Origin of the sequence: Pseudomonas sp. Y24-6 (genome assembly GCF_020295325.1) — a bacterium.
Classification (GTDB): Bacteria; Pseudomonadota; Gammaproteobacteria; order Pseudomonadales; family Pseudomonadaceae; genus Aquipseudomonas; species Aquipseudomonas gregormendelii.
On record NZ_JACBXG010000007.1, the window covers coordinates 1 to 25,724 of the forward strand.

General features: G+C 57.7%; 22 protein-coding genes and 1 pseudogene. 12 read left to right on the top strand and 11 right to left on the bottom strand.

Annotated features, from left to right (window positions below; all coding sequences use genetic code 11):
• The 5 genes and pseudogenes from HYI44_RS14770 to HYI44_RS14785 all read right to left on the bottom strand — a co-directional run.
• Window positions 1-215, bottom strand: a 215-nt coding sequence (locus HYI44_RS14770; protein WP_412548492.1) for an electron transfer flavoprotein subunit beta/FixA family protein, incomplete at its 3' end; no start/stop codon positions are given.
• A 59-nt stretch (window positions 216-274) separates the two neighbouring features.
• A complete protein-coding gene (locus HYI44_RS14775; RefSeq protein ID WP_225569713.1) occupies window positions 275-1,513 on the bottom strand; it encodes a CaiB/BaiF CoA transferase family protein in 1,239 nt (412 codons plus the stop codon).
• A 59-nt stretch (window positions 1,514-1,572) separates the two neighbouring features.
• Window positions 1,573-1,662 (bottom strand): annotated as a pseudogene (locus HYI44_RS29625) (hypothetical protein); the annotation flags it as partial.
• A 24-nt stretch (window positions 1,663-1,686) separates the two neighbouring features.
• Window positions 1,687-3,216 (bottom strand): 3-hydroxyacyl-CoA dehydrogenase, encoded by a 1,530-nt coding sequence (locus HYI44_RS14780; RefSeq protein WP_225569714.1) that lies wholly within the window; start codon window positions 3,214-3,216, stop codon window positions 1,687-1,689.
• A gap of 3 nt (window positions 3,217-3,219) precedes the next feature.
• Window positions 3,220-4,005, bottom strand: coding sequence for an enoyl-CoA hydratase (locus HYI44_RS14785; protein ID WP_225569715.1), 786 nt, complete (start codon window positions 4,003-4,005; stop codon window positions 3,220-3,222).
• A 237-nt stretch (window positions 4,006-4,242) separates the two neighbouring features.
• Between HYI44_RS14785 and HYI44_RS14790 the strand changes: the two genes are divergently transcribed.
• The 3 genes from HYI44_RS14790 (at window position 4,243) to HYI44_RS14800 (ending at window position 7,655) form a co-directional block, all read left to right on the top strand.
• The gene (locus tag HYI44_RS14790; protein WP_122839893.1) at window positions 4,243-5,109 is read left to right on the top strand and encodes an IclR family transcriptional regulator; all 867 of its coding nucleotides are present in this window, start codon (window positions 4,243-4,245) and stop codon (window positions 5,107-5,109) included.
• A 61-nt stretch (window positions 5,110-5,170) separates the two neighbouring features.
• Window positions 5,171-6,325 (top strand): acyl-CoA dehydrogenase family protein, encoded by a 1,155-nt coding sequence (locus HYI44_RS14795; RefSeq protein WP_122839892.1) that lies wholly within the window; start codon window positions 5,171-5,173, stop codon window positions 6,323-6,325.
• A 55-nt stretch (window positions 6,326-6,380) separates the two neighbouring features.
• Complete coding sequence (locus tag HYI44_RS14800; RefSeq protein WP_122839891.1) at window positions 6,381-7,655, top strand: MFS transporter; 1,275 nt, start codon at window positions 6,381-6,383, stop codon at window positions 7,653-7,655.
• A gap of 84 nt (window positions 7,656-7,739) precedes the next feature.
• On the opposite strand, the gene HYI44_RS14805 is transcribed toward HYI44_RS14800, so the two are convergent.
• The 4 genes from HYI44_RS14805 to salA all read right to left on the bottom strand — a co-directional run bounded on the left by HYI44_RS14805 (window position 7,740) and on the right by salA (window position 12,711).
• Complete coding sequence (locus HYI44_RS14805; protein ID WP_122839890.1) at window positions 7,740-9,191, bottom strand: aldehyde dehydrogenase; 1,452 nt, start codon at window positions 9,189-9,191, stop codon at window positions 7,740-7,742.
• 27 nt (window positions 9,192-9,218) lie between these two features.
• The gene (locus HYI44_RS14810; protein WP_225569716.1) at window positions 9,219-10,364 is read right to left on the bottom strand and encodes an NAD(P)-dependent alcohol dehydrogenase; all 1,146 of its coding nucleotides are present in this window, start codon (window positions 10,362-10,364) and stop codon (window positions 9,219-9,221) included.
• A 48-nt stretch (window positions 10,365-10,412) separates the two neighbouring features.
• Entirely contained in the window at window positions 10,413-11,351 is a 939-nt protein-coding gene (gene catA, locus HYI44_RS14815; protein ID WP_122839888.1) for a catechol 1,2-dioxygenase, read from the bottom strand.
• Between the two features lie 76 nt (window positions 11,352-11,427).
• Window positions 11,428-12,711: a salicylate 1-monooxygenase gene (gene salA / locus HYI44_RS14820; RefSeq protein ID WP_225569717.1), complete on the bottom strand. Its 1,284-nt coding sequence runs from the start codon at window positions 12,709-12,711 to the stop codon at window positions 11,428-11,430.
• Between the two features lie 353 nt (window positions 12,712-13,064).
• On the opposite strand from salA, the gene HYI44_RS14825 reads away from it, so the two are divergent.
• The 7 genes from HYI44_RS14825 to HYI44_RS14855 all read left to right on the top strand — a co-directional run bounded on the left by HYI44_RS14825 (window position 13,065) and on the right by HYI44_RS14855 (window position 21,926).
• On the top strand, window positions 13,065-14,960 hold the full coding sequence (locus HYI44_RS14825; protein WP_225569718.1) for an FAD-dependent oxidoreductase: 1,896 nt from the start codon (window positions 13,065-13,067) through the stop codon (window positions 14,958-14,960).
• On the top strand, window positions 14,957-15,499 hold the full coding sequence (locus tag HYI44_RS14830) for a VOC family protein (protein WP_225569719.1): 543 nt from the start codon (window positions 14,957-14,959) through the stop codon (window positions 15,497-15,499). Before HYI44_RS14825 ends, HYI44_RS14830 begins: the two co-directional genes overlap by 4 nt.
• Window positions 15,500-15,669: 170 nt before the next feature.
• The gene (locus HYI44_RS14835) at window positions 15,670-16,596 is read left to right on the top strand and encodes a helix-turn-helix domain-containing protein (RefSeq protein ID WP_225569720.1); all 927 of its coding nucleotides are present in this window, start codon (window positions 15,670-15,672) and stop codon (window positions 16,594-16,596) included.
• Between the two features lie 40 nt (window positions 16,597-16,636).
• Window positions 16,637-17,560: a LysR family transcriptional regulator gene (locus HYI44_RS14840; protein ID WP_225569721.1), complete on the top strand. Its 924-nt coding sequence runs from the start codon at window positions 16,637-16,639 to the stop codon at window positions 17,558-17,560.
• 335 nt (window positions 17,561-17,895) lie between these two features.
• Entirely contained in the window at window positions 17,896-19,185 is a 1,290-nt protein-coding gene (locus HYI44_RS14845) for an MFS transporter (protein WP_225569722.1), read from the top strand.
• Between the two features lie 4 nt (window positions 19,186-19,189).
• Window positions 19,190-20,374, top strand: a complete 1,185-nt coding sequence (locus tag HYI44_RS14850; RefSeq protein WP_225569723.1) for an amidohydrolase — start codon at window positions 19,190-19,192, stop codon at window positions 20,372-20,374.
• 211 nt (window positions 20,375-20,585) lie between these two features.
• Window positions 20,586-21,926 carry an OprD family outer membrane porin gene (locus tag HYI44_RS14855; RefSeq protein ID WP_225569724.1) on the top strand — a complete coding sequence of 447 codons (1,341 nt, stop codon included), beginning with the start codon at window positions 20,586-20,588 and terminating at the stop codon, window positions 21,924-21,926.
• A gap of 99 nt (window positions 21,927-22,025) precedes the next feature.
• Here HYI44_RS14855 and HYI44_RS14860 read toward each other — a convergent pair whose 3' ends face one another.
• A complete protein-coding gene (locus HYI44_RS14860) occupies window positions 22,026-22,523 on the bottom strand; it encodes a MarR family winged helix-turn-helix transcriptional regulator (protein WP_225569725.1) in 498 nt (165 codons plus the stop codon).
• 254 nt (window positions 22,524-22,777) lie between these two features.
• On the opposite strand from HYI44_RS14860, the gene HYI44_RS14865 reads away from it, so the two are divergent.
• Window positions 22,778-23,731 carry a PDR/VanB family oxidoreductase gene (locus tag HYI44_RS14865; RefSeq protein ID WP_225569726.1) on the top strand — a complete coding sequence of 318 codons (954 nt, stop codon included), beginning with the start codon at window positions 22,778-22,780 and terminating at the stop codon, window positions 23,729-23,731.
• Between the two features lie 36 nt (window positions 23,732-23,767).
• The gene (locus tag HYI44_RS14870; RefSeq protein ID WP_225569727.1) at window positions 23,768-24,847 is read left to right on the top strand and encodes an aromatic ring-hydroxylating dioxygenase subunit alpha; all 1,080 of its coding nucleotides are present in this window, start codon (window positions 23,768-23,770) and stop codon (window positions 24,845-24,847) included.
• 80 nt (window positions 24,848-24,927) lie between these two features.
• On the opposite strand, the gene HYI44_RS14875 is transcribed toward HYI44_RS14870, so the two are convergent.
• Complete coding sequence (locus HYI44_RS14875) at window positions 24,928-25,545, bottom strand: dTMP kinase (RefSeq protein WP_225569728.1); 618 nt, start codon at window positions 25,543-25,545, stop codon at window positions 24,928-24,930.
• Window positions 25,546-25,724: the final 179 nt, after the last annotated feature.

Here is a 25,724-nt window from a genome sequence, read left to right on the forward strand (position 1 = left end):
GTGGACGGGCCGACGGAGACGACGACGATTTCAGTCGCAACGCGCCCTTCTTTTATAGAGAGCTCTTTCAGGCGTACGGCTTCTTCCACGGCAATTTCGCAGAAAGGGTTCATCGACATCTTGACGTTGGCGAGGTCAACGCCGGAATTGTCCGCCTTGACGCGAACTTTCACGTTGTAGTCGACCACCCGCTTGATGGCTACCAGAACTTTCATGGATAACTCCATAGCAACATAGTGAACCCGATACGCCACCGGCATACCGGGAAAAAAGATCAGCGCTCGCCCAGTTGCTCGATCACACCGCTGGCCTTCAACTGCGCCAGACGCTCGTCGTCCAGCCCCAGCTGACGCTTGAGCACTTCATCCGTGTGCTCGCCCAGCATCGGCGCCGGACGCAGGTATTCCACCGGTGTGCCCGACATCTTGATCGGGCTGCCGACCGTCACGAAGTCTGCCTTGAGCGGGTGTGGAATGGTCACCAGCATGTTGCGCGCCTTGACCTGAGGTTCATCCAGGGCCTGGGCAATGCTGTTGATCGCACCGATGGGCACGCCACGCGGATGGACTCGGTCAATCCACTCCTGTGCCCGACCGTCCAGGAAGTGGCGTGACAAGATCTCGATGATCGCTTCGCGATTGGCCACACGGTCGGCGTTACGCGTAAATCTGGGGTCTGCCGGCAGGTGGCCCAGGCCAATGGCGTCGCACAGCGCGACAAACTGCGAGTCGTTGCCGCAGGCGATGATGAAGTCCTGGTCGCTGGCACGGAACACCTGATACGGCACGATATTGCCGTGAGCATTGCCATAACGCCCTGGCGGTTTGCCCGAGGCCAGGTAGTTCTGGCTTTGATTGCACAAGGTTGCGACCTGCACGTCCAGCAGCGCCATATCGATGTGCTGCCCTGCACCGGTTTTTTCCCGGCTGAGCAGCGCCGCCTGGATGGCAACCGTGGAATAAAGGCCGGTCATCAGGTCGGAAAAAGCCACGCCAACCTTCTGCGGACCGCCACCGGGCAAGTCATCGCGCTCGCCGGTAATGCTCATCAGCCCGCCGATGCCCTGCACGATGAAGTCGTAACCGGGTTCGGCCGCACGCGGGCCGGTCTGCCCGAATCCTGTGACGGAGCAGTACACCAGCCGAGGGTTCAACTGCGACAACGAGGCGTAATCCAGTCCGTACTTGGCCAGGGAGCCAGCCTTGTAGTTTTCGATCAGCACATCACAGTCGGTCGCCAGTGCACGCACCAACTCCTGCCCTTGCGGGCTAGCCAGGTTCAGCGCTACCGATAACTTGCCGCGATTGGTTGATTGGTAATACGACGCTTCAGAGGTCAACTCATCGCTCTGGCCTTTCATCCAGGGCGGGCCCCAACCCCGGGTATCGTCGCCCACACCCGGCCGTTCCACCTTGATCACTTCTGCGCCCAGATCGGCCAGTGTCTGTCCGCACCAGGGGCCGGCAAGCACACGGCTCAAATCGAGTACGCGGTATCCAGTCAAAGCACCCATGTCATTTCACCTTTGCTTGAGCGGTTACACACGCTCGATAACCATCGCCAGCCCTTGGCCGACACGTCGTCAGGTCGTACTGGCGCTAGGGCGCCGGCATGGCGACCGAAAGGCGTACGTAACCCCGCAAAAATATAAGCATCAAGCATGGCAGTTTCCTAAGCGTTGATGGATCAGGTCAGTGTCGGTTCTGGATGGCACAGCGATAAGCCCAGGGCCGCACGCCGGCGCAGCCAGGGGCCAGGCCGATAACGCGGGTCCCCAGTCAGTTCGGTCATGCGTTCGAGGATAGTCAGCAAGTGCTGCGCGCCAACACTGTCGCCCCAGGCCAGCGGGCCCTGCGGGTAACCCAACCCACGACGTACGCCTTCATTAAGGTCTTCGACGCTGGCTATGCGCTGTTGGACGATATCGCCCGCCAGGTTGACGATCATCGCCAGCACCCGCTGAGCGACGAAGCCGACACTGTCATTGATCACGCTGACGCCCACACCGTCGCTAGACAGCAGCGCATGGGCCGCTTGGCGCATATCGGTGCCGGTTACCGGTGTGAGCATGAGCGTGCGGTAGCGCATGCAATCGAGCAGCGGGTCAATACAGACCGTGCGCGTTGGATCTACACCAAAACGCTGCGCTGCGCGTGTCGCGTCCACGCCATAGGGCGCCAACAGGCAAAGCGCAGCGTCGGAAGGCATGCTGCCCTGCTCCACCTGGGCGCCCAGGCGCTCCAGCAGTGCGCTAAGGCTGGTACGGTCAGCATCATTTTCACTACCCAGCCACACAGGCGGCATAGCCTCCACGACAGGCACGGGCTGGGGTTGTGGCACATCGACCATTTGGCCGTTGGCATAGCGGTAAAAACCACGCCCCACCTTACGCCCTACATAGCCAGCCTCAAGCATTTGGCGGGTCAGCGCAGCGGGCCGATAACGGGGTTCCTGGTAGAACTGGTTATAGATAGACTCGATCACTGGGTGGGAGACATCCAGCGCGGTCAGGTCGAACAGCTCCAGGGGGCCCATGCGGAAACCCAGGCCTTCGCGCAGAATGCGATCAATTTCGGCCGGCTCGGTGACGCCTTCCTTGAGTATCTGCAAGGCTTCAGTGCTGTAAGCGCGACCCGCGTGGTTGATGATGAAGCCAGGGGTGTCTTTGGCGCGGATCCCGCGGTGCCCCATCCGCGCGGCCAATGCCTGCAGGCTGTCACCGACGCGAGGATCACTGGCCAGGCCATCAATGACCTCCACCACTTTCATCAGCGGTACCGGATTGAAAAAGTGAAACCCTGCCACACGTTCAGGCTTGCGGCACTCGCGTGCGATGCTGGCGACCGACAGCGAAGAGGTATTGGTGGCAAGAATACAGTCGTCGCGAACGACGGCCTCAAGCTGGGCGAGCAAGGCTTGCTTGGCATCGAGGCGCTCGACGATGGCTTCCACCACCACGTCTACGTCGCTGAGATCCGTCAATGCGCCGGCAACATGCAGGCGCTCAAGGGTTGCCTGGGCATCACTGGCCGCAATCTTGCCTTTGGCCACCAACTTGTCCAGGGTCTGTTGGAGGTTTTCGAGAGCGGTCTGCGCGGCACCTTCACGGTTGTCGAACAGCATGACCTCAACGCCGGCCTGGGCCGCAATCTGGGCAATGCCCGTGCCCATGACACCCACGCCCACGACAGCCATCCGTTTTATTTCACGTGTCATGGGTCATTCTCCAGTAAAGGTTGCTTGGCGTTTTTCAAGGAACGCCGTGGCGCCTTCCTTTTGATCCCTGGAATCAAACAGCAACTGAAATGCCTTGCGCTCCAAGGCCAATGCGCTCTCCAGAGGCAGGTCGGCACCGAGCAGCATGACTTCTTTGATCTGTGCGACGGCCAGAGGCGGCAACGCGGCTATTTGCGCGGCCAGTTCAAGGGATCGGGGCAGCGTGAGCTCATCGCTGACCACTTCGCTGACCATGCCCATCGCAAGTGCTTCGGGGGCAGGCACCAGGCATCCGGTCAACGCTATTCGCATAGCCTGGAATTTGCCGACTGCGCGGATCAACCGTTGAGTGCCGCCAGCTCCCGGCATCAGGCCAAGCTTGACTTCGGGTTGGCCGAAGCGCGCCGATTGACCGGCAACAATGATGTCGCAGTGCATCGCCAGTTCGCACCCGCCGCCCAGGGCAAACCCATTCACGGCAGCGATGATCGGTTTGGGGCAGCGAGCGATAGCGTCCCACAGGCGTTCCGTGTGACGAAGATACATCTCGACGGGGCTGGCCTGGGCAAACTCGCGGATGTCGGCGCCGGCAACGAAGCACTGCTCGCCGCCCGTGAGGACGATTGAACGCACGCGGTCATCTGGGGCCAAGGCGCGAAAGATATCGGCCAGTTGCTCACGGACGGCGCTGTTAAGGGCGTTCTTGACTTCGGGACGCTCAATGCGCACGACTGCGACTGCATTGTCTTGTAGGTGCAGATGCACGACGGGCTCTGGGTGGGAGTTCATATCGACCTCTTATTATTGTTTCGCTAGGCGAAACTTGATTCCGTATTTACGATCAATCATAGGTATCCTTACGAAGCCCTGTAAACAGAAAAAGCTTAGCCTTTCGAAAATCCTAGTATTTACAGGGACTTGCCGACATAAGACATGTCTATTGGTTTTTAGAACGCTAGCGCATATAATTTCGCCTGTCGAAACTACGTTTTATTTTCTTGCATTTATTTAAATTGAGGTTCTACCATGGCTCGCATCAAGGCAGATCAACAGGCCGCCGACACGACAACCGGAGCGGACGAAATCGGGTTACTGAAGATGGGCATGCTCGACCCAACCAGCGCGTTGAGCGATGACGAAAACAGCGGTCAGTTCGTAACGGCGCTGGCACGCGGGCTGGAGTTGATGCGGTGCTTTACCCCACGCGACAACGTGTTGGGCAATCAGGATCTGGCGCGTATGACCGGCCTGCCCAAACCGACCGTGACGCGATTGACCAACACGCTGATGCGTCTGGGTTGCCTCAAACGTGAAGTGCATTCGGGCAAGTATCAGCTGGATGTCGGGGTGCTGGGTTTTGGCTACGCCATGCTGTCGAACCTGGCGATTCGCACGGTGGCTCATCCGTTGATGGAAGAGCTGGCCAATCATGCGCAAGCGGCGGTCGCCATGGCTTCGCGTGATCGCCTGCAGATGGTGTACCTGGATGTGGTTCAGGGTCAGGGCAACATGACCATGCGCCGCCAGACCGGCAGTTACTTGCCACTGGCACAGAGCTCGGTAGGCCGCGCTTGCCTGGCGGCAATGCCCGAGACCGAGCGAGAGTTTTTGCTCGACCATATCCGCCAGCGTGAATCGGAGCAGTGGCCAACCATTCGCAAGGGGTTGGACCGGGCCTTCAGGGATTACGCCGACTATGGCTTTTGCCTGTCGATCGGCGAGTGGCATCGCGACGTGAACTCGGTAGCGGTACCGCTGCTGCATCCACAGTACGGGTTGCTGACCTTCAACTGCGGTGGACCGAGTTTTCAACTGCCGCGTGAACGACTGATGGACGATATCGGGCCGCGCCTGATCAACATGGTTAACAACATTGGCGCCGCTGCTCGCTGACGCAACGGAGTAACGGCGCCCTGATAAAAGAACCGCTCGCCTGCGAGCGTTAGGAGCGCACATGATCCGTGATACCGAAACCCTGCAGATTCTGTTGGACTCACTTCGCCAATTTGTCGGCGAGGTGCTGATTCCTCGCGAAAATGAGGTGGCTGACACCGACTCGATCCCCCAGGACATCGTCGAACAGATGCAGGCCATGGGGCTGTTCGGTCTCACGCTGCCGGAAGAGTTCGGCGGGCTGGGCGTCACGATGGAAGAAGAGGTGAATATCGCCTTTGAATTAGGCCGCACATCCCCGGCGTTTCGATCCTACATCGGCACCAACAACGGCATTGGCTCCATCGGTATTCTCCTGGATGGCACCGCCGAACAGAAACAGCAGTACCTGCCCAAGCTTGCCAGCGGCGAGTTGCTCAGCTCTTTCTGCCTGACGGAACCCGATGCCGGCTCTGATGCCGCCTCGCTCAAGACCAGCGCCGTGCGCGATGGCGACAGCTACATCCTCAATGGCACCAAGCGTTTCATCACCAACGCCCCACACGCCGGCATCTATACCGTGATGGCGCGTACAAGCACCGAAATTAAAGGTGCTGGTGGTATCAGCGCGTTTATCGTCGAACGCGGTACACCCGGTGTGTCCTTGGGCAAACCCGACCACAAGATGGGCCACAAAGGCGCCCACACCTGTGACGTCATCTTTGAAAACGCTCGCGTGCCAGCCAGCCAATTGATCGGCGGCGTCGAAGGCGTGGGTTTCAAAACCGCCATGAAAGTCCTCGACAAGGGCCGCCTGCACATTGCGGCCTTGAGTGTCGGGGCGGCTGAGCGAATGCTCGACGATGCCCTGCGCTACGCGCTGGAACGCAAACAATTCGGTAAACCTATCGCCGAGTTCCAGCTGATCCAGGCGATGCTGGCCGACAGCAAAGCGGAAATCTACGCCAGCCGCTGCATGGTCCTGGATGCTGCCCGCAAACGCGACGATGGCCACAACGTGAGCACCGAAGCCTCGTGCGCCAAGATGTTCTCTACGGAAATGTGCGGGCGCGTTGCCGATCGCTGTGTGCAGATCCATGGCGGCGCCGGCTATGTCAGCGAATACGCCATAGAGCGCTTCTACCGGGATGTGCGCCTGTTCCGCATTTATGAAGGCACCACCCAGATCCAGCAGATCGTGATTGCCCGAAACATGATTCGAGACGCTCAAGGCTGAGGCAAACGCCCTTTCCTGCTCCAGTTCTACCCCATAAATACAATAAGGTAATTCTATGGACGCTGCTGCTCAGGCAAGCGCGACTGCGCACGCCAAGTCCAGTACTTGGGTACTGGTCTTTATTTTCTGTTTTCTCGGCTTGTTAATCGACGGCGCCGATTTGATGTTGCTGTCTTACAGCCTCAATAGTCTGAAGGCTGAGTTTGGCCTCACCAACGTAGAGGCCGGCAGCCTGGGCAGTTTCACCTTGGCCGGGATGGCGATCGGCGGAATCTACGGTGGCTGGGCGTGTGACAGATTCGGCCGGGTAAAAACCGTGGTCTGGAGTATTTTGCTGTTCTCCGTCGGCACAGCCGCCCTGGGCCTGACGCAAACCTACTGGCAGTTCGCAACTATCCGGTTCCTGGCTTCATTGGGAATTGGCGCGTTGTATGTGGCGTGCAATACCTTGATGTCCGAGTACGTCCCAACCCGTTATCGCACCACAGTGCTTGGCACCCTCCAGGCCGGTTGGTCTGTGGGCTACATTGTCGCGACCTTGCTGGCTGGCTGGATCTTGCCGGTCCATGGCTGGCGCTGGCTTTTCTACATCGCGATCATCCCGGTGATCCTTGCTCTGGTGATGCAACGTTTCGTACCGGAACCACAGGCCTGGATCAACGCCCAGGCCGAGCGAGCCAAAGAAAAACTCGCGGGAATCCGTCAGGGATCAGTGGTGAAACGTGACAGCATGTACAAGCAGATTTTCAGCGATCCGCAGGCGCGCCGAATGTTTTTCTGCTGGGCGCTGACTGCCGGTTTCCTCCAGTTCGGCTACTACGGAGTGAACAACTGGCTGCCAACCTACCTGGAGAGTGAGCTGGGCATGAACCTCAAGTCCATGACCGGCTACATGGTGGGCACTTACACCGCCATGATCCTCGGCAAAATTCTCGCTGGCATGGCTGCAGACCGCGTGGGACGTAGAAGCGTATTCGCCTTCGGCGCACTGGGAACGGCAGTGTTTCTGCCGGTAATCGTGCTGTTCCAGAGCCAGGAAAACATACTCTGGATGCTGGTGGTGTTCGGCTTTTTGTACGGTATTCCCTACGGCGTGAACGCCACGTACATGACCGAAAGCTTCGAAGCCAAATTTCGTGGATCTGCCGTGGGCGGTGCCTACAATATCGGGCGTCTGGGGGCAGCCATCGCTCCGGCCGCTATCGGCTTTCTCGCCTCACATGGTTCGATAGGTGTGGGTTTTCTGGTCATGGGCGCGGCCTACTTCATCTGTGGGGTGATCCCAGCGCTGTTTATCAGGGATAAGCAGTTCGACCCGCAAAGGCAGTAGCGCCTTGTAATACCCCGAGGCCTGGCGGTGCGGCCGTCGTACTCGCATACAAAAAAACCGGCGCATTACGCGCCGGCTCAAAACTCAGAATGGATAAGGCTGGCTGGAAGGTTCAACCGTGACCCACTTGACCTCGGTAAACTCCTCGATGACTGCGCTGCCATCAAAGCGTCCATAGCCGCTCTTCTTCATCCCACCGTACGGGGCCTGCGGCTCGTTTTGCACGGTGGCGCCATTGATGTGTACGCAGCCGGCATCCAGTCGGCCAGCCAACTCCAATGCCCGTGTGACATCGCGACTGAATATGGATGACGAAAGGCCGTAGGCGGTGTCGTTGGCCACCTGCAGCGCCTGCTCGGCGCCTTTTACCCGGACGATCGTTGTCACCGGGCCAAAGGTCTCTTCGTCATAGATCGACATCTCACGGGTCACCCGATCGACCAGTGTCGGCCCCATCAAGGCATTTTCCGCCAACCCGCCAGCCACGATGTCAGCGCCTTTCCCGATGGCGTCGTCAAGCAAATGATTGATCCGTTGCACTGAACCCTGGCCGATCATTGGACCGATCACGCAGGCGGGTGTTGTCGCTGGCACGCCGACTTCCAGCGACCGTACGCGGTCCGCGAAACGGGATACGAATTGGTCGGCAACCGCTTCATCGACCACGAAACGCTCGGTCGACATGCAGATTTGTCCCTGGTAAAGAAATGCGCCGAAAACCGCAGCGTTGACTGCCCCGTCGATATCCGCGTCATCCAGTACGATGAATGGGGCTTTGCCACCCAGTTCCAACAGGCAGCGTTTGAGATGAGTGGCACAGGTCTGGGCAATCATGCGGCCGACCTTGGTCGAGCCCGTAAAATTCACCCGACGCACCACGTCATGTGCGATCAACGCTTCAGTCACAGCAGACGCGTCCTCTGGCGCGCTGATCAGAAAGTTCAATACTCCCGCCGGCAAACCGGCATCGTAAAACGCTTCGGCCAGCAGCGCGTGCGTACGCGGGCTGCTTTCAGACCCCTTGAATATCACCGTATTGCCACATGCCAGAGGGTAGGCAATGGCGCGTGCGCCAAGAATGACCGGCCCATTCCAGGGCACGATGCTCAGCACTGCGCCGACCGGTTGACGCAACGTCATCGACAGTGCGCCTGGCTTGTCGGTCGGAATGGTTTCGCCCTTGATTTGCGTGGTCAGGGCCGCGGCTTCACGCAGCAGGTTCGCCGATGCGCCTACGTTGAATTGTGCCCACAGTTGCGAAGCGCCGATCTCTTCAGCCATGACCGAGCAGAACTGCGCCATTTTCGATTCAAGGGAGTCGGCTGCCGCCAGCAGAATCCGCCGACGCTCGGTTGGGCCGGTTTTGGACCAGGTCCGGAAAGCGCGCTGGGAAGATTCGGCGGCGCGGATGGCATCCTCGACGCTGCAGGCTGCACCTACACTCACAGTCGCGGAACTGAGCGGATCGACACGTTGAAAGGTCTTGCCAGTGGAGGCGGCAAGTTTTTGGTTGTCTATTACGAGTTGAACAGTCATTGCGGGTTCCTTTAGAGCTCGAAAAAGTCAGACCGAAGCAGGGACTGGCATGCGCAGGATCGGCTTGATGGTGACACCGCGTTCGCTATCGGCCATCGCCTGGTTCACCTCATCAAACTCGTAAAACCTGCACAGCTTGTCGAAGGGGAATCGGCCCTGCAGATAGAGATCAACCAGCTTCGGAATGAAGGCATTGGCAACGACATCGCCTTGGACAATGCCCATGATCCGTTTTCCGGGAATCATCACGTCGTTGATATTGAATGCCACCTCGGTGCCAACTTGGGTAGCACCGACGATGCCACAGGTGCCAAGCGTGGTGAGTGCGTCGATTGCCTGGCGAAGAACCTCGGAACGGCCGGAGCATTCAAGGCTGTAATTGACGCCCCCCTGGGTGATGGACTGAATGCGTTGAACCGGATCTTCTTCGCGGCTATTGATGACGTGGGTTGCGCCCAGTTCCAGTGCCAGTTCCAGCCGGCTCGGGGTGACGTCCACAGCGATGATGGTCGTAGCGCCGGCGACCTTCGCGGCCATTACCGCCGCCAGTCCGACTGCGCCTGCACCAAAGGCGGCGAAGCTCGATCCGGCTTCGACCTTGAGTGCATTGAGAACCGATCCTGCGCCCGTCTGGATGCCACAACCCAGTGGCCCCAGCAATTCCAATGGCGCCTGTTTCGCGACCTTGACCACGTTGCGCTCATTGGCAATCGTGTAAGTGGAAAACGAGGATTGACCGAAGAAATGGTCGTGGATGGCGTGGTCGCTGCCACAGGCGCAAGCGGACGTACTGCCATCGAGTCGGCCGCCACCGAAGTTCAGCGGATGCATGTGCGTGCAATGTGCCGGGTGGCCCGTTTCGCAAGGCAGGCAGAGGCCGCAAGACATGTACGTCATGACCACGTGATCGCCCGGTTGAACCGTGGTGACAGCGCAACCGACTGCATCCACGACGCCCGCACCTTCATGACCGAGGATGATCGGCAGTGGCGTTGGGAACAGCTGATCTCGCACCACCATGTCAGTGTGGCAAACGCCTGTAGCGACCACACGGACGCGCACTTCTGTTGGCCGAGGCGCCTCGAGCAAGACATCCTCAATTTCTAATGCAGCCCCTGAGGCGCGCAGCACTGCGGCACGGACTCTCATCGATTGAGCATCGGTCTGGGACATTGTTGTCTCCTTGAAGTAATTCGTCGAAGCCGAGAAAACGTCGGTTTGTCAGGCAGACTGCAACGCTCGCGGGCGTTGGCTGCGATTGATCGATGCAACGCTCGCGGCCGGACGCAGGCTGAAATTGAACGTCATCTCGGCAAAGCGCCCCGTCACGCCATTGGCAGCAGCCTGTTCCTCGTCGTCGACGAAAATGATTTCGCCAATCAACCCGTCACGTGTTGCATAGGCGAAGTCGTCCCACAGGTACTTGTCATTCGACAGGTTGATCTGCGTGGTCAAATGTTCGTGGCCTGGGGCGCAGATGAAGAAATGGATATGGGCAGGTCGCTGCCCGTGACGGCCCAATTGATCCAGGCATTCCTGAGTGGGGCCGGCTGGATCGCAACCGTACCCCGAAGGCACGATGCTGCGAGCCCGGTAGCAACCATTGGCGTCCGTGAGAATCCGGCGCCGCAAGTTGTACGCCGTCTGGCTCTTATCGAAGTATGAGTAGTTGCCTTGGGTGTTGGCTTGCCACAAGTCCACAGTGGCTCCGGCGATAGGCTCACCGTTCAAGTCGGTTACGCGCCCTTCCAGAAACAACACCGTTGCTGTGCCATCCTCGCTTCCATCATCCATGCGAGTTTGGTGCTCACATAGTGGCGCGCCTGCTACGTACAACGGACCTTCAATGGTCCGTGGCGTGCCTCCGGTCCGGCCCGCCTCTGCGTCCCTGGCATCCGCCAGCAGATCAAGGAAATGTTCGATGCCGAGTCCGGCGACCAGCAAACCTGCTTCGTTTTTCGCGCCCAAGCGGTTGACGTAGTCCACCGCCCCCCAGAATTCATCGTCGCTGATCTGCAAATCTTCAATTACTCGGGCGACTTCCTGCAGCAAACGCAAAACGATCTGCTTGCGGCGTGGATCGCCTTCGTTGTTGTCCAGTCCCGAGGCTTGTCGGAAGAATTGCTGCAATTGCGGCAGTTGAGAAATTTTTACGATCATCTTGATTCACCTGATCTTATTGGTATCCACGAAGAGAGCCGCTGGACGCTCCCTCCCGTGCATGTCGGTCAAGTCGTTAAGCAGATGCTCGCCAACCTAGCTGGGCACGCGCCTCCTGAAGGTCGGACTGCATATCGTGATTCCACAACCAGTCGAAACGCTCGGCGAGAGTTTTGCCCAGCAGTTGTTCGTCATCGGCTACAGCTGGATCACGCATTTCATAAAGTTCCCCGGCTTCCCAGGAGGTGCGCTGCACTCGGCAGGCACGTGGACGACGAATTGCGTCGTAAGCCGCGAGCACCGCTTGTGGCTGACTCTCCAGTACCTGCGGATCGGCCAGCAATCGGGCCAGCAGCCAGGCGTCTTCCAGCCCCTGCCCGGCGCCAGCGCCCTGGTGCGGCAGCATGGCGTGCGCAGCATCGCCAATAAGCCCCACGCGCCCGTGCACATAGCCTGGCAACTCATCCAGTTCATGCAGTGCCCACAGGGTGGGTGCCGGAATGCATTCGAGCAGCACCTTTGCAGCGTCACCCCAATGATCGAAGGCGGACAGCATTTCTTCCTGGCTGGCATGGCGCACCCATGGCGCATCGCTTGGCCAGGTTGGATCAGGGCGACTGCGATCGGAAATGAAGGCCACAACGTTGATAAGCCGGCCTTGTTTGACGGGGAAAGTGAGGATATGGGCATCAAGCCCCAAGTACATCTGCGGGACATCGATCAAGTGTTCATCGACACCCCGGGCCCGGTACGCGGCACGCAGTTGTTCGCTGTCGATCATTCCGCGGTAGGCGCAGGTACCACTGAAACGCGGCGCCACCAGGGGTTGGCCAAGACCGTTAAGCACATGATCACGAATTGAAGACTTGATACCGTCGGCAGCGATCAGCAGATCGCAGCGATGCTCAGTGCCATCGGTGAACACCACGCGAGCCTGTTCGCCATCCTGCTCTACGCTGACTGCACGTTTACCGAACTGGGCGATCCCTTCGGGCAACTGGCTGGCCAGGGCATCGAGAAAGTCAGCACGGTGTACCGATGACTGCCCTACCCCTTCGGCCAGGCTTGCGCCCAGATAACCGGCATCTTCACCGCGACGCCATTCGAACCAGATGTCCTGCCATGGGTCCTGAGTCTGGTCGGCAATCTTGCGGTAGGGTTCGGCAATACCCAGGCCCGCGATGGCTCGAACGGCATTGGCGCCGAAGGAGACACCTGCTCCGACCTCGCCAAAGGCTGGTGCCGCTTCAAACAGCTGCACACTCAGGTGGGAATGACGGCACAGGTCAAGGGCCAGACCGACGCCGGCAATACCACCGCCAACAATACCGATGTGCAATTTGGATTCAGAAGTACGCATAGCAAGTTACCCAGTAGGCTGATTGTTATTGGAGTCACCAAATCATCGCCATCTGAGCTCTATTGATAAATACCGCAACTCCAATACACGCCATCACTAGTGTGAATATTGCTCCTCAGGACGACCATTCAGCGATTCCCCGGGAGTTGCGCACATCCCTGCGGGCTCGCGGGGCTAGCCAATCGTTGTCTTCGCCAGCTGATGTTTGAGTTGTCCTCGATCAAATTGCCTGTGCGAGTACCTCTGCGGTGCTAAAGCAGGATTCTTCAACGCCTCGGCATGAATGTTCAATACTCAGGCCGCCTCTCACTCCATGCTCAAACCTCAAAAAAAAAAATAATGAGGAGATGGCAATGGCACACCCAGACATCCGAAATCTTGTGGCTTCAGACAGCCCTGCCGCGGCGCTCTACCAGCCAGGGAGGATCGGCTCCCTGCAATTGCGCAACCGTTTCGTGCAGGCACCGATCTTCACTCAGTTCGCGAGCACCTTCGGTGAAATTGACGATAAGCTCATCGAATACCATCGGGCCCGCGCTCGTGGAGGCGTTGGTCTCATCATTACAGAGAACACCTCTATCGACTGGGAAGTCGGGCGCACAGCCGGCCACCCTATGCGAATTGACCACGACAGGTTCATTGGCGCACTCAGCAATCTGGTCGACGCTGTCCACGGTGAAGGCGCAAAAATCGCGGTGCAGTTGCACCACACCGGGCGCCAGAACTCCCAAGGCAACACGGAACGTAACGAACCGCCTCTCGCGCCGACTGCAGGCATCACCAGCGCGTTCGGCACCCCGCCACGAGCGATCGAAGAACATGAAATTCCGGGACTGATCGACAAGTATGTCCAAGGTGCCCGGCGCGCCGTGGCTGCTGGCTTTGATGCCGTTGAACTGCACGGTGCACATGGCTATCTGCTCGGTCAGTTTCTCTCACCTTTTACAAATAAACGCACTGATCGCTGGGGCGGTTCCCTGGAGAACCGTGCCCGTTTTGCACTCGACGTCGTGCGCGGGATTCGCGCACAGGTCGGTGCGGATTTCCCGATCCTGTATCGCCTGAGCGTCATGGAGCCTTACGAGGGCGGTCTCTCATTGGAAGATGGCCTGGCCTTTTGCGAAATGCTCGAACCTTACGTCGACGCCCTGGATGTCAGTGCCGGGAACTACGACACGGCAATGACGTTGCTGCCGATGGTCGCGCCAGGATCACTCGTGGATTACGCCAAGCTGGTGAAAAAGCGTGTCTCGATCCCGGTAATCGGCGTCGGTCGTCTCACCTGGCTGCTCGACGAGATGGCACAAGCGGTGTCTGACGGCGAGCTCGACTTTGTGGCCTTGGGTCGCTCGGGTCTAGCGGACCCCGAAACGATAAACAAGACACGGCGCGGGCAACCACAGAGTGTCCGCCGCTGCCTTGCGGTCAATGAGTGCATCTCACGGTGGATGTTCAACGGTAAGGGTACCCAGTGCGTGATAAACCCCACGCTGGGACAGGAGCGTCGGGCGAGTGACGCTCGTCGACCTGCTTCCGTACAGCAGCGGATTCTGGTCGTCGGTGGCGGGCCTGCCGGCTGTGAAGCCGCGATCCTGGCTGCCGAGCGTGGGCACAGTGTGCGCTTGGTCGAGAAGTCAGGTCGCATCGGCGGCCAGCTTCATGCCTGGGCCGCTGCGAGCCCGTTTCGCATGGAGGTCACGAACATGATCCACTTCTACGAGAGCGAACTCGAACGCGTGGCCGTCGACGTGCAACTCAATACCGATGCGACCGACATCGACTTGGCCCCATGGGACACCGTATTGCTCGCCACCGGAACCGTTGCGCAGAATCAGGGCCCGGATGTGGCCGACATGCTGGCAAACGCGGCTCTGCCCGTGGCTGACGAAGTCACCGTGTTTGGAGAAACAGAGACTGCAATGTTTGCCGCCCTGTGGCTGGCCGAGCAGGGTAAAAAAGTCAGCCTCCTCTCCCCTGCAGATGGGGTAGGAATCGATACCAATGATATGCAGCGCGACCATCTGAGCGGCCTTCTCAACAGTCTCGACGTATCGATCAGAACGGCAGTCGCGGCGCCCGGTGACGGCTACGTGGTGATGGCGACTGCGCGCAATGCCTCGACTGTCCTGGCGTCGGCCGTCGATGACATTCGCGTCCATAGTATCGGAACGAGGTCCCGCGGCGGTCGGATGTACGAGGCGACCCAGTCTGGCTTCTGGGCGGCAGCAAAAATAGGAGAGTTGGCATGAATGTTCGCGCGATCGAACACGTAGGCATTACCGTTCCCGATCTTGAAGCGGCGACCCAGTTCTTCGTCGAGGCTTTCGGTGCCGAGAAACTTTACGACATGCTTGAAGCGCCCTTGGGGGGGCCTGAAGTGGAGGCAGGACTGGGGATCGCACCCGGAGCCGTGATTAGCGCAATCCGCATGCTGCGCCTTGGCAACGGTCCCAACCTGGAGCTGTTTTCCTACACCGGGGTGCGGCAGTCGCAGCCAGTAGTTCCAAGCGACTTGGGTATTCAGCATATTTGCATCTATGTTGACGATATCGACGCTGCGGCCAAACAACTGGAGAGGGCCGGTGGAACCCTGCTCAGCCGTCCTGGTGAGCTCCCGGGTGGTGACGCCGGGAAAGGTAATCGTTACGTCTACACTCGCACGCCTTGGGGAAGCACGATTGAACTGGTGACTTACCCGTCGGCGCAGGCCTACGAGCGTCACACTCATTTGCGTCGATGGCGACCGGGGTTGACCGAGCCGAGTGATCACGAAATCCAGGAGCAGTAAGAGAAGGCTTGCCAGGCGGTCGGGTGGAAATCCCCGATCGATGGCAAGCCTGTTTTGCGTACAAACTCTGAGGATGTGTTAGCTTTTTGAATGTCATAACACTGCGATCAACATTCTAAAACTGCCAATAGCTGTTAAAAAACTCCACTGCCAATAAAAAGGGAGTTGTGATGAGTGCCATCCTCCTAACGCCAGAAAAAATGCTGGACGTTATCCCAGGCGAAGTCACGATCAACGGTACCGTCGAGACTGCATCCGATAACGGCATGTCGATCCGGGGCTACCGCTTTGACAAAACCGAAGTCAGCATACCGTGCATGCGCGATTACGAATTGGTGCGATGGAAATCGGGAACATCCAATCTGGGTTTCCACGATGGCAAGCAATGGCAAAAATGGTCCGTTGGCGATAACGACGTGACCATTTTGACGCGAGGCGAATCGTCCAGGTGGTACTGGATGAACGATATCGAAGTCAGTCATATCTACATCTCGCAAACGATGATGGCCAGGGTCGCCAATGAAGTCTTTCAGCAGGATGTTGACCGTGTTTTTGTCGACCATTGCCCTATCATCAACGACGCGACCCTCTCCAGGCTTATGGCCGCCTATGAAATGGAATGCCTGAGTGGCGAACCGGGAAGCAGCCTCTTTGCCCAGACGCTGGAAATACAGATGTGCATTCATCTGCTTCGCCAGTATGTGCGCTGTGACTTGAGAGACAACGATCAAGCGTCTCGCCTGACACACCTCAAACGTGACCAGCTTCAGCAGTACATCGACTCACACCTGTCCAACCCGATTTCGGTTAAAGACATGGCCGCAATAGTCGACCTGAGCCCCTCATACTTTGTACGGGTGTTCGGGGCGGTGTATGGAGTCTCTCCCCATCAGTACGTTCAGTCGCGCCGCTTGAAAAAGGCTGAGCGCATCCTGTCTACGGTGCGTGATGTACCTTTGAAAGCTGTCGCCATGGATTGCGGGTTCTCGGACCAAAGCCACATGACCCGACTGTTCCAGGAAAAACTGTCCATGACGCCCAAGCAGTATCGCGAGAAAAACGTTTCCAGGCTTTTTTGCTCCTCGGCCTTGCAGTAACGTGCAGCACCTTCGTCGCACCGCAAGGACCTGTCGTTAAGTGAAACTTCATCAAATCAGGGCACTGGTAGCCATCCACCAGACCGGAAGCATCAGTGAGGCCTCGCAGATCCTGCATGTCACCCAGCCTGCCATCAGCCGATCAATCAAGGATCTGGAGAGCGAACTGGGCTTGGCACTGCTGCAGCGTTCCCACAGGGGAATGTCGCTCACCGACGAAGGTCGCCGCATCATTCGCCATGCACAGTTGACGGTCGAGAGCATGCGACGACTGCAACTGGAGGCTGAAAACATCAGGGATATGCAGGTCGGTGAGGTCAGCATCGGGGTCACGTCCCTGACATCAGTGCTCAAAGGGCTGGGAGAATGCATTGCCGGGTTCCAGACGAAGAATCCACGTGTCCGGATTCGCCTGGTGGACCTTCGTCCCAACCAGATGCTGCAGCGACTCCGCGACGGTACGCTGGATTTCGCCATTACCTCGCAGCAGCACACACAACGGCTGAACCTGGATTGGGAAGCGTTGAGCCGCATGCAGGGGCTGGTGGTCTGTCGAAGGAATAACCCTCTGCGCCACTCGCATTCTCTCCGCCAGCTGCAGTTCGCCAACTGGATCAGCCTCGATGCGATCGACGATCACTCATCCCAGTTCTATCAAATGTTCGAAGACAATGAGATCCCTGCGCCGCAGCGAATAACCGAGTGTTCATCGGTATTGCTGGCCCTGGACCTGTTGCACCACGCCGATGCTTTCATGACGCTCAGTGAAGCCGGAATGGAAAACACACTGCCCAAAGGGCTCAACGAAGATCTGGTACAGGTCAAGATCGAAGAAAGTATCCCCGAGTACCCGATCTACCTGGTCTGTATTGACCGCAACGCTCTGACAACGACAGCCAGCGACCTTTACTACGCGATCAAAAACATACTCTCAAAAAATCAGTCAATCGATACGTCGCGCTAGTGCGCAATCGACTCGAGCAACTTAAGAAAAACGCAACGATATGCCCAACGGTTAAGTCTGTCCCCGTTTCCCGGGGCCGGGCACCCTGAACCGGAGGCCATTTGGTTTCCACCGCACAACAGCAGCCTGCGCGGCTTGCCACGTCGATTGTGTCGCTGTCATAAAAGGGTGCGCGTGATCGATAAACGGACAATATCGCACCGAACTGACGCTGTCTTTCCCAGAGGCGGCTATGCATCATAACTAATGGTTAATCATCGAAGAAAAGCGCAAGTGCGCAGTGACAGTGTTTGCCGGATATTCGGGCCACAACAAAACTGTCACAGGAAAAATCGATGACAACTCTGCAAGCGCCTCCCCTCCGCTGCGCCGCGACGCCCTCCGTAATCGGTTCCAGGAAAGCCACAGTCGCTTGCGCTCTAGGCAATGCCCTGGAAATGTATGACTTCACGATCTACAGTTTCTTCGCTGTAGTGATCGCAAAGAACTTCTTCCCCGCACAGTCGGCAATGGCATCGCTACTGATGTCGTTGGCCACCTTTGGTGTCGGGTTCCTCATGCGCCCGGTCGGTGCTCTGGTGATCGGTCGCTTTGCCGACCGCCGTGGGCGCAAGGCCGCGTTGAGCCTCACGATCAGCTTGATGACCTTCGGCACCGCGATGATTGCCTTCGCGCCTTCCTATCAGGACATCGGCTTGTTCGGCACTTTGATGCTGGTGGCTGGCCGCCTCACCCAGGGCTTTTCGGCGGGAGGGGAAATAGGCACTGCGTCGGTTTACCTGATGGAGTCCAGCGCTACCGCCAATCGCTGTCGCAATGTGAGTTGGCAGGCGGCCAGTCAGGGTTACGCGGCCATGGTGGGGGCTGGTCTGGGTCTGCTGCTCAACAACACGTTGAGCGTCGAGGACCTCGAAAGCTGGGGTTGGCGCATTCCCTTTGTGCTGGGGCTACTGATCGGGCCGCTGGGCTGGTACATCCGTCGCTGCCTGCCGGAGACACACGAAACCCACCCGACCCAGCACGAAGGTCGGTTGCGCGACCACATCGATCTGCGTCACACCCTGCTGGCGACTGGCCTGATGGCCAGCGCGACCATCGGCATCTACCTGTTCATTTTCTATATGCCCGCCTACCTGACTGTCACCCTGGGTTACCCGCAACGTAGCGCCTTGGCTATCGCCTGTGTGGCAAGTGCCTGTCTGGCTGTTATCACACCTTTGGCCGGGCGCTTTGCGGATCGACACGGCCTGCGCAAGAAGCTGCTGGCCTGGACGATCACCCTGCCCGTGCTACTGGCGTGGCCAGCCTTCTACCTGCTCGGTTTGAGCACAAATTTGTGGGTGGCTATGTTGGTCATCGCGCTTCTGGTGCTGCCCGGCTGTATCGGTTCGGGTGCCTTCTTCGCCCTGATCATGGAAGCCTTTCCAAAAAATCGCCGCGCGCTCGGCACTGCCGTCAGTTACAGCTTCGGCGTTACCTTGTTCGGCGGGTTCTCCCCGTTGATCGCCACTTGGCTCACGGCGGCCCTGGATAACCCCCAGGCGCCAGCACTGTATCTACTTGTCGGCGGTGCCATCAGTTTGGCGTGCCTGGCTGTGTTTCCCGAAAACCCTGGTCGGGAGTGACCTGATGAATACATTGACCCAAACCAGAACCCAAACCTTGGCACAATTGGACCTGGACACGTTCATCCTGCTGCGCCGTGAAATCCACCAAAATCCTGAATTGGGCGCAGACACCCCGCTGACTGCGGAGTTGGTGGCCCGCAAGCTCGAAGACTGGGGCTACGACGTTCATCGCGGTATCGGTGGACATGGCGTGGTCGGCGTACTGCGTAGAGGCAGCGGCACGCGCCGCTTGGGCCTGCGCGCTGACATGGATGCCCTGCCGATGCAGGAGAAAAACCGCTTCGCCCATGCAAGCCGAATCGAGGGACGCATGCACGCCTGCGGCCACGACGGCCATACCGCGACCCTGCTGACCGCAGCGTGGCACATCGCTCAGGCGCCCGATTTCAATGGCACGCTCAACCTGATTTTCCAGCCTGACGAGGAAGGCCTGGGCGGCGCCAAGGCCATGATGGATGATGGTCTTTTCAACCGTTTTCCTTGTGACGCAATTTTTGCCTTGCACAACTTGCCGGGAATACCGGTGGGTACTGCCGTGATCCAGGCAGGCCCGACCATGGCTTCTTCGGAATGCGTGCGCGTGTTCATCAAAGGTCGCGGCGGTCATGGCGCAATGCCCGAGCGCGCCATAGATCCGATACCGGTTCTGGCCAGTATGATCAACGCGATCCAGACAGTGAAATCGCGCAATCTCCGCGTCGATGAACATGCCGTGATCAGCATCGGCATGGTCGAAGCCGGCACCGTCTACAACATCATTCCTGACACGGCATCGATGCTGATCAGCGTGCGTACCGACACAGCGCAGACCGAAGGCAAAATCAATCAGCGCCTGGCGGAGATCGCCCAGGGACATGAACAGATGTTCGGCGTTAAAATCGAACTTGAAACCACGCAACTGGCGCCGGCGCTCGTCAACACTGCTGAGGAGACGGAGATGCTTCGCCATTACCTGGAGCCGCTATTCAAGCCCGGACACTTGTTGCCGCACGCGGCGAAGATCATGGCGACAGAAGACTTCGCGTGGATGTTGACAGAGGTCCCAGGCTGCTACTTCTTCCTGGGCAATGGCGAAGGCGAGTTTCATGGCTGCTCCGTGCATAACCCCCACTACGACTTCAATGACGAGTTGATTCGTATCGGCTCCGACTGCTGGTTGAAACTTGTGAAGGATTATCTCCACTGAGGTCGCAGGCTTGGGTCCACATCTTCATCGATAGTTGATGACTTCAAAGTGCTCGAGCCGCTAAACCGGCACCCAATAGCTGAACGACCACCATCAGGCCTCTGCGGCCTGATGGGCAAGTCGGGCCACGCCCTGCCCGCGCAAAAACTCCAAAACGATGACTAGGCGACTTACTTCTTATCTGCCCTAAAAACAACAACAGGCAAGGTCTATGTATCGCACAGGTAACTTGGCATTATTCACCGTCGGCACGCTGGCGGCCGCAGTTCTTACTTCCAACGTCCATGCCCAGGAACAAGGTTTTCTGGATGACAGCTCACTGACGCTCAATACCCGTCAGTGGTACTCACACGAGGTCGGCCACAAGGCCACTTATTTCAAACTGCAAACACCAGACGGCGTACGCATGCTGCGTGACCGCACGGCCTGGCTGGAAGGCTTCAGGCTCGACTTCGTCTCCGGCTTTACTCAAGGGCCGGTCAAGTACGGGCTGGATCTTTCGACCTTCTCGGCAGTGGCGCTGGAGCGCAGCCGCATAGCGGCGGCGGGCGGCAGTAATAGATTGTTGGTCGACAAGGACGGCGATGTAGTCGATGACTGGAGCAAACTTGGCATTGCGGCGCTGAAGTTCAAGGTCGCCGACACACTGTTCAAGGTTGGCAGGCAGCAAGTCAGGACACCGATGATGTCCTACACCGACACCCGTACATTGCCTTCAACGTTCAATGGTGTGTCTCTGGAAAGTCATGACGTCGAAGGTTTGACGATCAAGTCTGGCTACTTCGACAAGGGCTCGCCGCGTACCGGGGCCGGAAGCCAGGATTTGAGTCCCACTTACGGTTCGCCCCTGGTCACCAGTGACTTCAACGCTTACGCCGGGGCCGACTATGTGTCGAGCGCTGGCTTGCGCAGCAGCGCCTATGTCTCCCGTTTCGACGATATCTGGGATCGCGAGTATTTGGGCCTGGGCACGAAAACCAACTGGGGATCGGTGAACGTCGATGTGCAATTGGACGCCTACAACACCCAGTCGAGTGGTCGCGAAATTGGCGGCAGAATCGATCAGCAGGCCTACGGTCTAACTATCACTCCCCAATGGCGCAACCACTCGTTGAAGATTGGCCTTCAACAGATCAAGGGCGACGAATATTTCGATTATCCCTTCGAGTCCAATGCCATCAGCCTGCCCAACACCATGATGTCCTTCTTCAATGGTCCCAATGAGCGCTCGATCGGGGTGTTCTACAACAACGATTGGGTGGCCTATGGTCTGCCTGGTCTCAAGACAACGCTCTGGTACATCAAGGGGATGGGTATAGACGGCAGTCATTACGACGGTGGCCCGAACGGCATCTACAACTCGGTACTCAAGCAGCGCGGTGAAAGTCACTATGAAGTGGGTGCCAATGCCAGCTACACGGTGCAATCGGGCACCTTCAAGAACATCAGTCTGATCACCAGTTACTCTTCGCACCGTGCCAGTGAGTATCAACTGGAAGGCAATCTTGATGAATTCAGGCTTATCGTCAATGTACCGATCAAGGTGTTCTAGGCGAGCATGCGGCATGTTGGCGCGATGAAACGGCTAAACAGCCGCAGGTGCAAAACCGGCCTTGCGGCGCATTCTCAGCGAAGCTTTCTTCTACAAGCTTCAGCCTGCCGCAGGCTTTTTCGGCCTACCGCCAACATCTGGCTCTACTGCATTCACTGCGTCCAGCTGAGCGCTCATGCGATGCAAGAAATCAATTAGCGTTTCAATTTCTGCTTTCTCAAGATTTGCCAGGAGCAGCCTCTCTCTCTCAAGGGCCGTCACCAGCACTTGGTCATGCAGCTTACGACCTGACGGTGTCAGAGATACGGTGTATCGGCGAGCGTCCTCCACATCGACTTGCGTAGACACATGACCCTCGAGCTCTAACAACTTCAGCGCTCGGCTCACGGCACTTTTGTCCAGCCCAATGACCTGAACCACCCGGTTTGCGCTTATTTTGTCTTCTACAGCAAGCATTGCCAGCACCCGCCACTCAACGATTCCGATCCCGAAGTGCTTGCGGTAGCAAGCTGAAGCACCGCTCGCCATCTTGTTGGTCAGCGAGGTCAGCAATGCAGGAACGTATTGATCCAGATTCAGGGGAGAGGGTTGGGTCATGACGAATGGTTCCTGACAGTCGATATAATTAGTTGACACCGCAACCAAAATGCTTAGGATAAGAATCACACAACGATTGCACGTGCGCATCATAAGCGCGCGACAAAACAATAAAAAATTCAGAGGTACCGTGTGATGACTTGCCTGCTCCGATCCCCCCCTTTTGATCTGCACGCTTAACGCCTTTAGCCGCTAACGCCGGCTCAACATCCGTTTGCCTTCAAACACTGCACATCCGCGGCGGGGTTACGCTCATGCTCGAAGTTTATGTATCTCGTAAAATATCTGAAGCTGCCGGTGTCTGCAGCTTCGAACTGTTGGCTACCAACGGTGCTGAACTGCCGGCGTTCTCTGCCGGGGCACATGTCGACGTGCATGTGGCTCCAGGCATTACCCGGCAGTATTCGCTGTGCAACGCTCCCCACGAACGCGGCAGGTACGTCATTGCTGTACTGGACGAGCCCGCGTCTCGTGGTGGATCCAGAAGCATGCATGCCCATATTTCAGTGGGTTCGGTTCTCGCCATTGGCATGCCCCGAAATCTCTTCGACCTAGACCTTTCAGGCAGGCGTTATGTCTTGTTCGCCGGTGGTATCGGCATCACTCCGATTCTCGCTATGGCCCACACCTTAATCGCAGCGGGCAAGCTCTTTGAGCTTCACTATTGTGGTCGATCTATTGAGCGATTGGCATTTCTGGGAATCCTGAATGAAGCGCCTTTCGCTGATCATCTCTGGATTCATGTTGATAATGGCCCGGCTGAGCAACGCCTGGATGCTGCTCGGATCCTGGCGAATCCGGTCGCTGGCGATCAGCTGTACGTCTGCGGCCCATCAGGTTTCATGTCACACATTCAATCCACCGCGAAGGCGGCTGGATGGTGTGACCAACAGATCAACCGGGAAGACTTTAGCGCCCCACCTCAGGTTCTCGAAGGCGATCGGCCGTTCGAAATCGAGCTGTCCCGCTCGGGTCGTGTACTCGAAGTTCCTGCGCAAAAGACCGTTCTTGAAGTGCTGCTTGAGCACGATGTGGAGGTCGAAAGTTCCTGCGAGCAAGGCATCTGCGGCGCTTGTATTACTCGCGTTCTGGCGGGTGAACCTGACCATCGGGATCAGTATATGAACGCCCTGGAACACGCTCGCAACGACAGCTTCACACCTTGCTGTTCCCGCTCTAACAGTCCACGCCTTGTGCTGGATCTGTGACCCCTGACAAGAACAACCTGAGAATCGGAGATCGCCATGAGTACGCCGCAAACCCAGTCCCTTGCCTATGAAGTTGGAGCACTGACCGAGCTACCCAAGTTCCCACTCAATCAATGGTACGTCGCAGGATTTTCCTGGGAGCTCAAGGACAAGCCAGTGGGTAGAACCTTGCTCAGTCATCCCGTTGTTCTGTTCCGCACAGCAGATGGTCAGGTAGCAGCCCTGGAGGATCGCTGCTGCCATCGAGCGCTGCCTCTCTCTCACGGCAGCCTGGAAGAGCAAGGCGTGCGCTGTGGCTATCACGGACTGCTGTTCGACGGTAAAGGACAATGCCTGGAAGTGCCCGGTCAGGCGAAAATTCCTGCCAAAGCAAAAGTTCCTGCTTATCACGTAAAGGAACGCGATCAGATCATCTGGATCTGGTTTGGTAGCACTGATCAACAGGAGCCCGCCATTGAGCCTCCGGCATACGACATCCACACCAAGGGCGAATATCTCTTCGAAGGGGACGTTTACCACTACGACGCGCCCTACCAGCTGATCCATGACAACCTCCTTGATCTGAGCCATCTGGGCTACGTGCACCTGCACACAATCGGCGGCAATGCAAAGATCCACATGAATGCGCAAATGCGTGTCGAAAGCGATGAGGCCACTGTGAAGGTGACTCGTCACCTGCCGGATTCGGTACCGCCCCCCACGTACACCGCGGCCTATCCTTTCCATGGCAAAGTGGATCGTTGGCAGGAAATCGAGTTCCAGGTGACGCATCTGCGCATTTGGACAGGGGCGGCTGATGCAAACACAGTGTCGCTCGATGACCCACAGCGCGGAGGATTCCATATGCGCGGTTTCCACGGCGTGACCCCGGAAACGCAAACCACCAGCCACTACTTCTGGACGATCGCATCCAATCCGAAGAGCAATTCTAAGGAAGTGATGGCGAAGGTCGTCGAACAGACAGCCATGACCTTTGATGAGGATAAGGTGGTTATCGAAGCTCAGTACCGGAACATGCTCGAGTTCGGCCCCAAGCCGATGGTCGACATTCATGTGGACGTGGGAGCAAACCGCGCACGCAGGATAATCGAGCAACTTCGCCAAGCCTCTCGATGATCAATCAAGAACCGTCCAGAACAGCACTGTTGAGCAGGTCTCACATTCTCATGAACACAAACCAGCCCGGTAAACTTCGCCTACGGGCATCGAAGGACTTGATGGATCGCGGAAACCACCTGCATCGTTGCGTCTTCGATCGTTCCTTCATTACGGCATAACACCCAGCCGTGATCTGCAACCGCTCGCTCGAACGCCTGGGTACAAGCAACCTGTTCTTCCAGCTTGTGGATCACGGTACTGCTCAGCCCACGCCGCCGGGCTGCGGCCCTCGCCCATGAAATTTCAGGGGCGGTGACAACCCCGACGTGCAGGTCTGGCACTTGCACGTTTCGATCAATGTTCAACTGAAGAATTTCTGCAAACGGGACTATCCGGCGAAACGCGGCATCAGACGGGTACCAGCGATCGATCAGGACGATGCTGCCTGGTGGCTGTTTAGCCAGCACATGCCGGGAAATCCAGTTACGGCTATCAGCCAGGCGCTCACAAACTTCCAATTCCAGATCCCGGGAGGGATGCCTGACGAGTTTGTTCACGAGGGCCATTGTTTCCCCCCTGTAGGGATCGCTTTTTTTTTCGCAAAGCCGGATCACCATTTTGTTGTCTGCCCTCAGTACTTTCGTAACGGCCTCCAACAATGTGGTTTTTCCGGCTCCCTTGGGGCCATCCAGAGAAACAAACAGCGGACGATTCATTCTTCAAACAACGATTGATATACGATTTTTTGGCCCGGTTCGTTCGCTGCAACCGCTTGGCGCGACTACGCGAATCGAATGGAGAGTGCTTGAGAGTAGACATTGATCAACACTCTAACGTAGTTTCCGGCCTGCTGTATGCAGCAGGCCGAAAGGTGTCATACCAACTATACGGCGCC

What these genes read in the sequence shown, in the direction of transcription:
- HYI44_RS14835 (WP_225569720.1), top strand. Translation starts at nt 15,670, where the DNA reads ATGAGTGCCATCCTCCTAACGCCAGAAAAAATGCTGGACGTTATCCCA.
- HYI44_RS14795 (WP_122839892.1), top strand. Translation starts at nt 5,171, where the DNA reads ATGATCCGTGATACCGAAACCCTGCAGATTCTGTTGGACTCACTTCGC.
- HYI44_RS14810 (WP_225569716.1), bottom strand. Translation starts at nt 10,364, where the DNA reads ATGTCCCAGACCGATGCTCAATCGATGAGAGTCCGTGCCGCAGTGCTG.
- HYI44_RS14825 (WP_225569718.1), top strand. Translation starts at nt 13,065, where the DNA reads ATGGCACACCCAGACATCCGAAATCTTGTGGCTTCAGACAGCCCTGCC.
- HYI44_RS14860 (WP_225569725.1), bottom strand. Translation starts at nt 22,523, where the DNA reads ATGACCCAACCCTCTCCCCTGAATCTGGATCAATACGTTCCTGCATTG.
- HYI44_RS14845 (WP_225569722.1), top strand. Translation starts at nt 17,896, where the DNA reads ATGACAACTCTGCAAGCGCCTCCCCTCCGCTGCGCCGCGACGCCCTCC.
- salA (WP_225569717.1), bottom strand. Translation starts at nt 12,711, where the DNA reads ATGCGTACTTCTGAATCCAAATTGCACATCGGTATTGTTGGCGGTGGT.
- HYI44_RS14785 (WP_225569715.1), bottom strand. Translation starts at nt 4,005, where the DNA reads ATGAACTCCCACCCAGAGCCCGTCGTGCATCTGCACCTACAAGACAAT.
- HYI44_RS14850 (WP_225569723.1), top strand. Translation starts at nt 19,190, where the DNA reads ATGAATACATTGACCCAAACCAGAACCCAAACCTTGGCACAATTGGAC.
- HYI44_RS14805 (WP_122839890.1), bottom strand. Translation starts at nt 9,191, where the DNA reads ATGACTGTTCAACTCGTAATAGACAACCAAAAACTTGCCGCCTCCACT.
- HYI44_RS14780 (WP_225569714.1), bottom strand. Translation starts at nt 3,216, where the DNA reads ATGACACGTGAAATAAAACGGATGGCTGTCGTGGGCGTGGGTGTCATG.
- HYI44_RS14870 (WP_225569727.1), top strand. Translation starts at nt 23,768, where the DNA reads ATGAGTACGCCGCAAACCCAGTCCCTTGCCTATGAAGTTGGAGCACTG.
- HYI44_RS14775 (WP_225569713.1), bottom strand. Translation starts at nt 1,513, where the DNA reads ATGGGTGCTTTGACTGGATACCGCGTACTCGATTTGAGCCGTGTGCTT.
- HYI44_RS14790 (WP_122839893.1), top strand. Translation starts at nt 4,243, where the DNA reads ATGGCTCGCATCAAGGCAGATCAACAGGCCGCCGACACGACAACCGGA.
- catA (WP_122839888.1), bottom strand. Translation starts at nt 11,351, where the DNA reads ATGATCGTAAAAATTTCTCAACTGCCGCAATTGCAGCAATTCTTCCGA.
- HYI44_RS14865 (WP_225569726.1), top strand. Translation starts at nt 22,778, where the DNA reads ATGCTCGAAGTTTATGTATCTCGTAAAATATCTGAAGCTGCCGGTGTC.
- HYI44_RS14855 (WP_225569724.1), top strand. Translation starts at nt 20,586, where the DNA reads ATGTATCGCACAGGTAACTTGGCATTATTCACCGTCGGCACGCTGGCG.
- HYI44_RS14800 (WP_122839891.1), top strand. Translation starts at nt 6,381, where the DNA reads ATGGACGCTGCTGCTCAGGCAAGCGCGACTGCGCACGCCAAGTCCAGT.
- HYI44_RS14830 (WP_225569719.1), top strand. Translation starts at nt 14,957, where the DNA reads ATGAATGTTCGCGCGATCGAACACGTAGGCATTACCGTTCCCGATCTT.
- HYI44_RS14875 (WP_225569728.1), bottom strand. Translation starts at nt 25,545, where the DNA reads ATGAATCGTCCGCTGTTTGTTTCTCTGGATGGCCCCAAGGGAGCCGGA.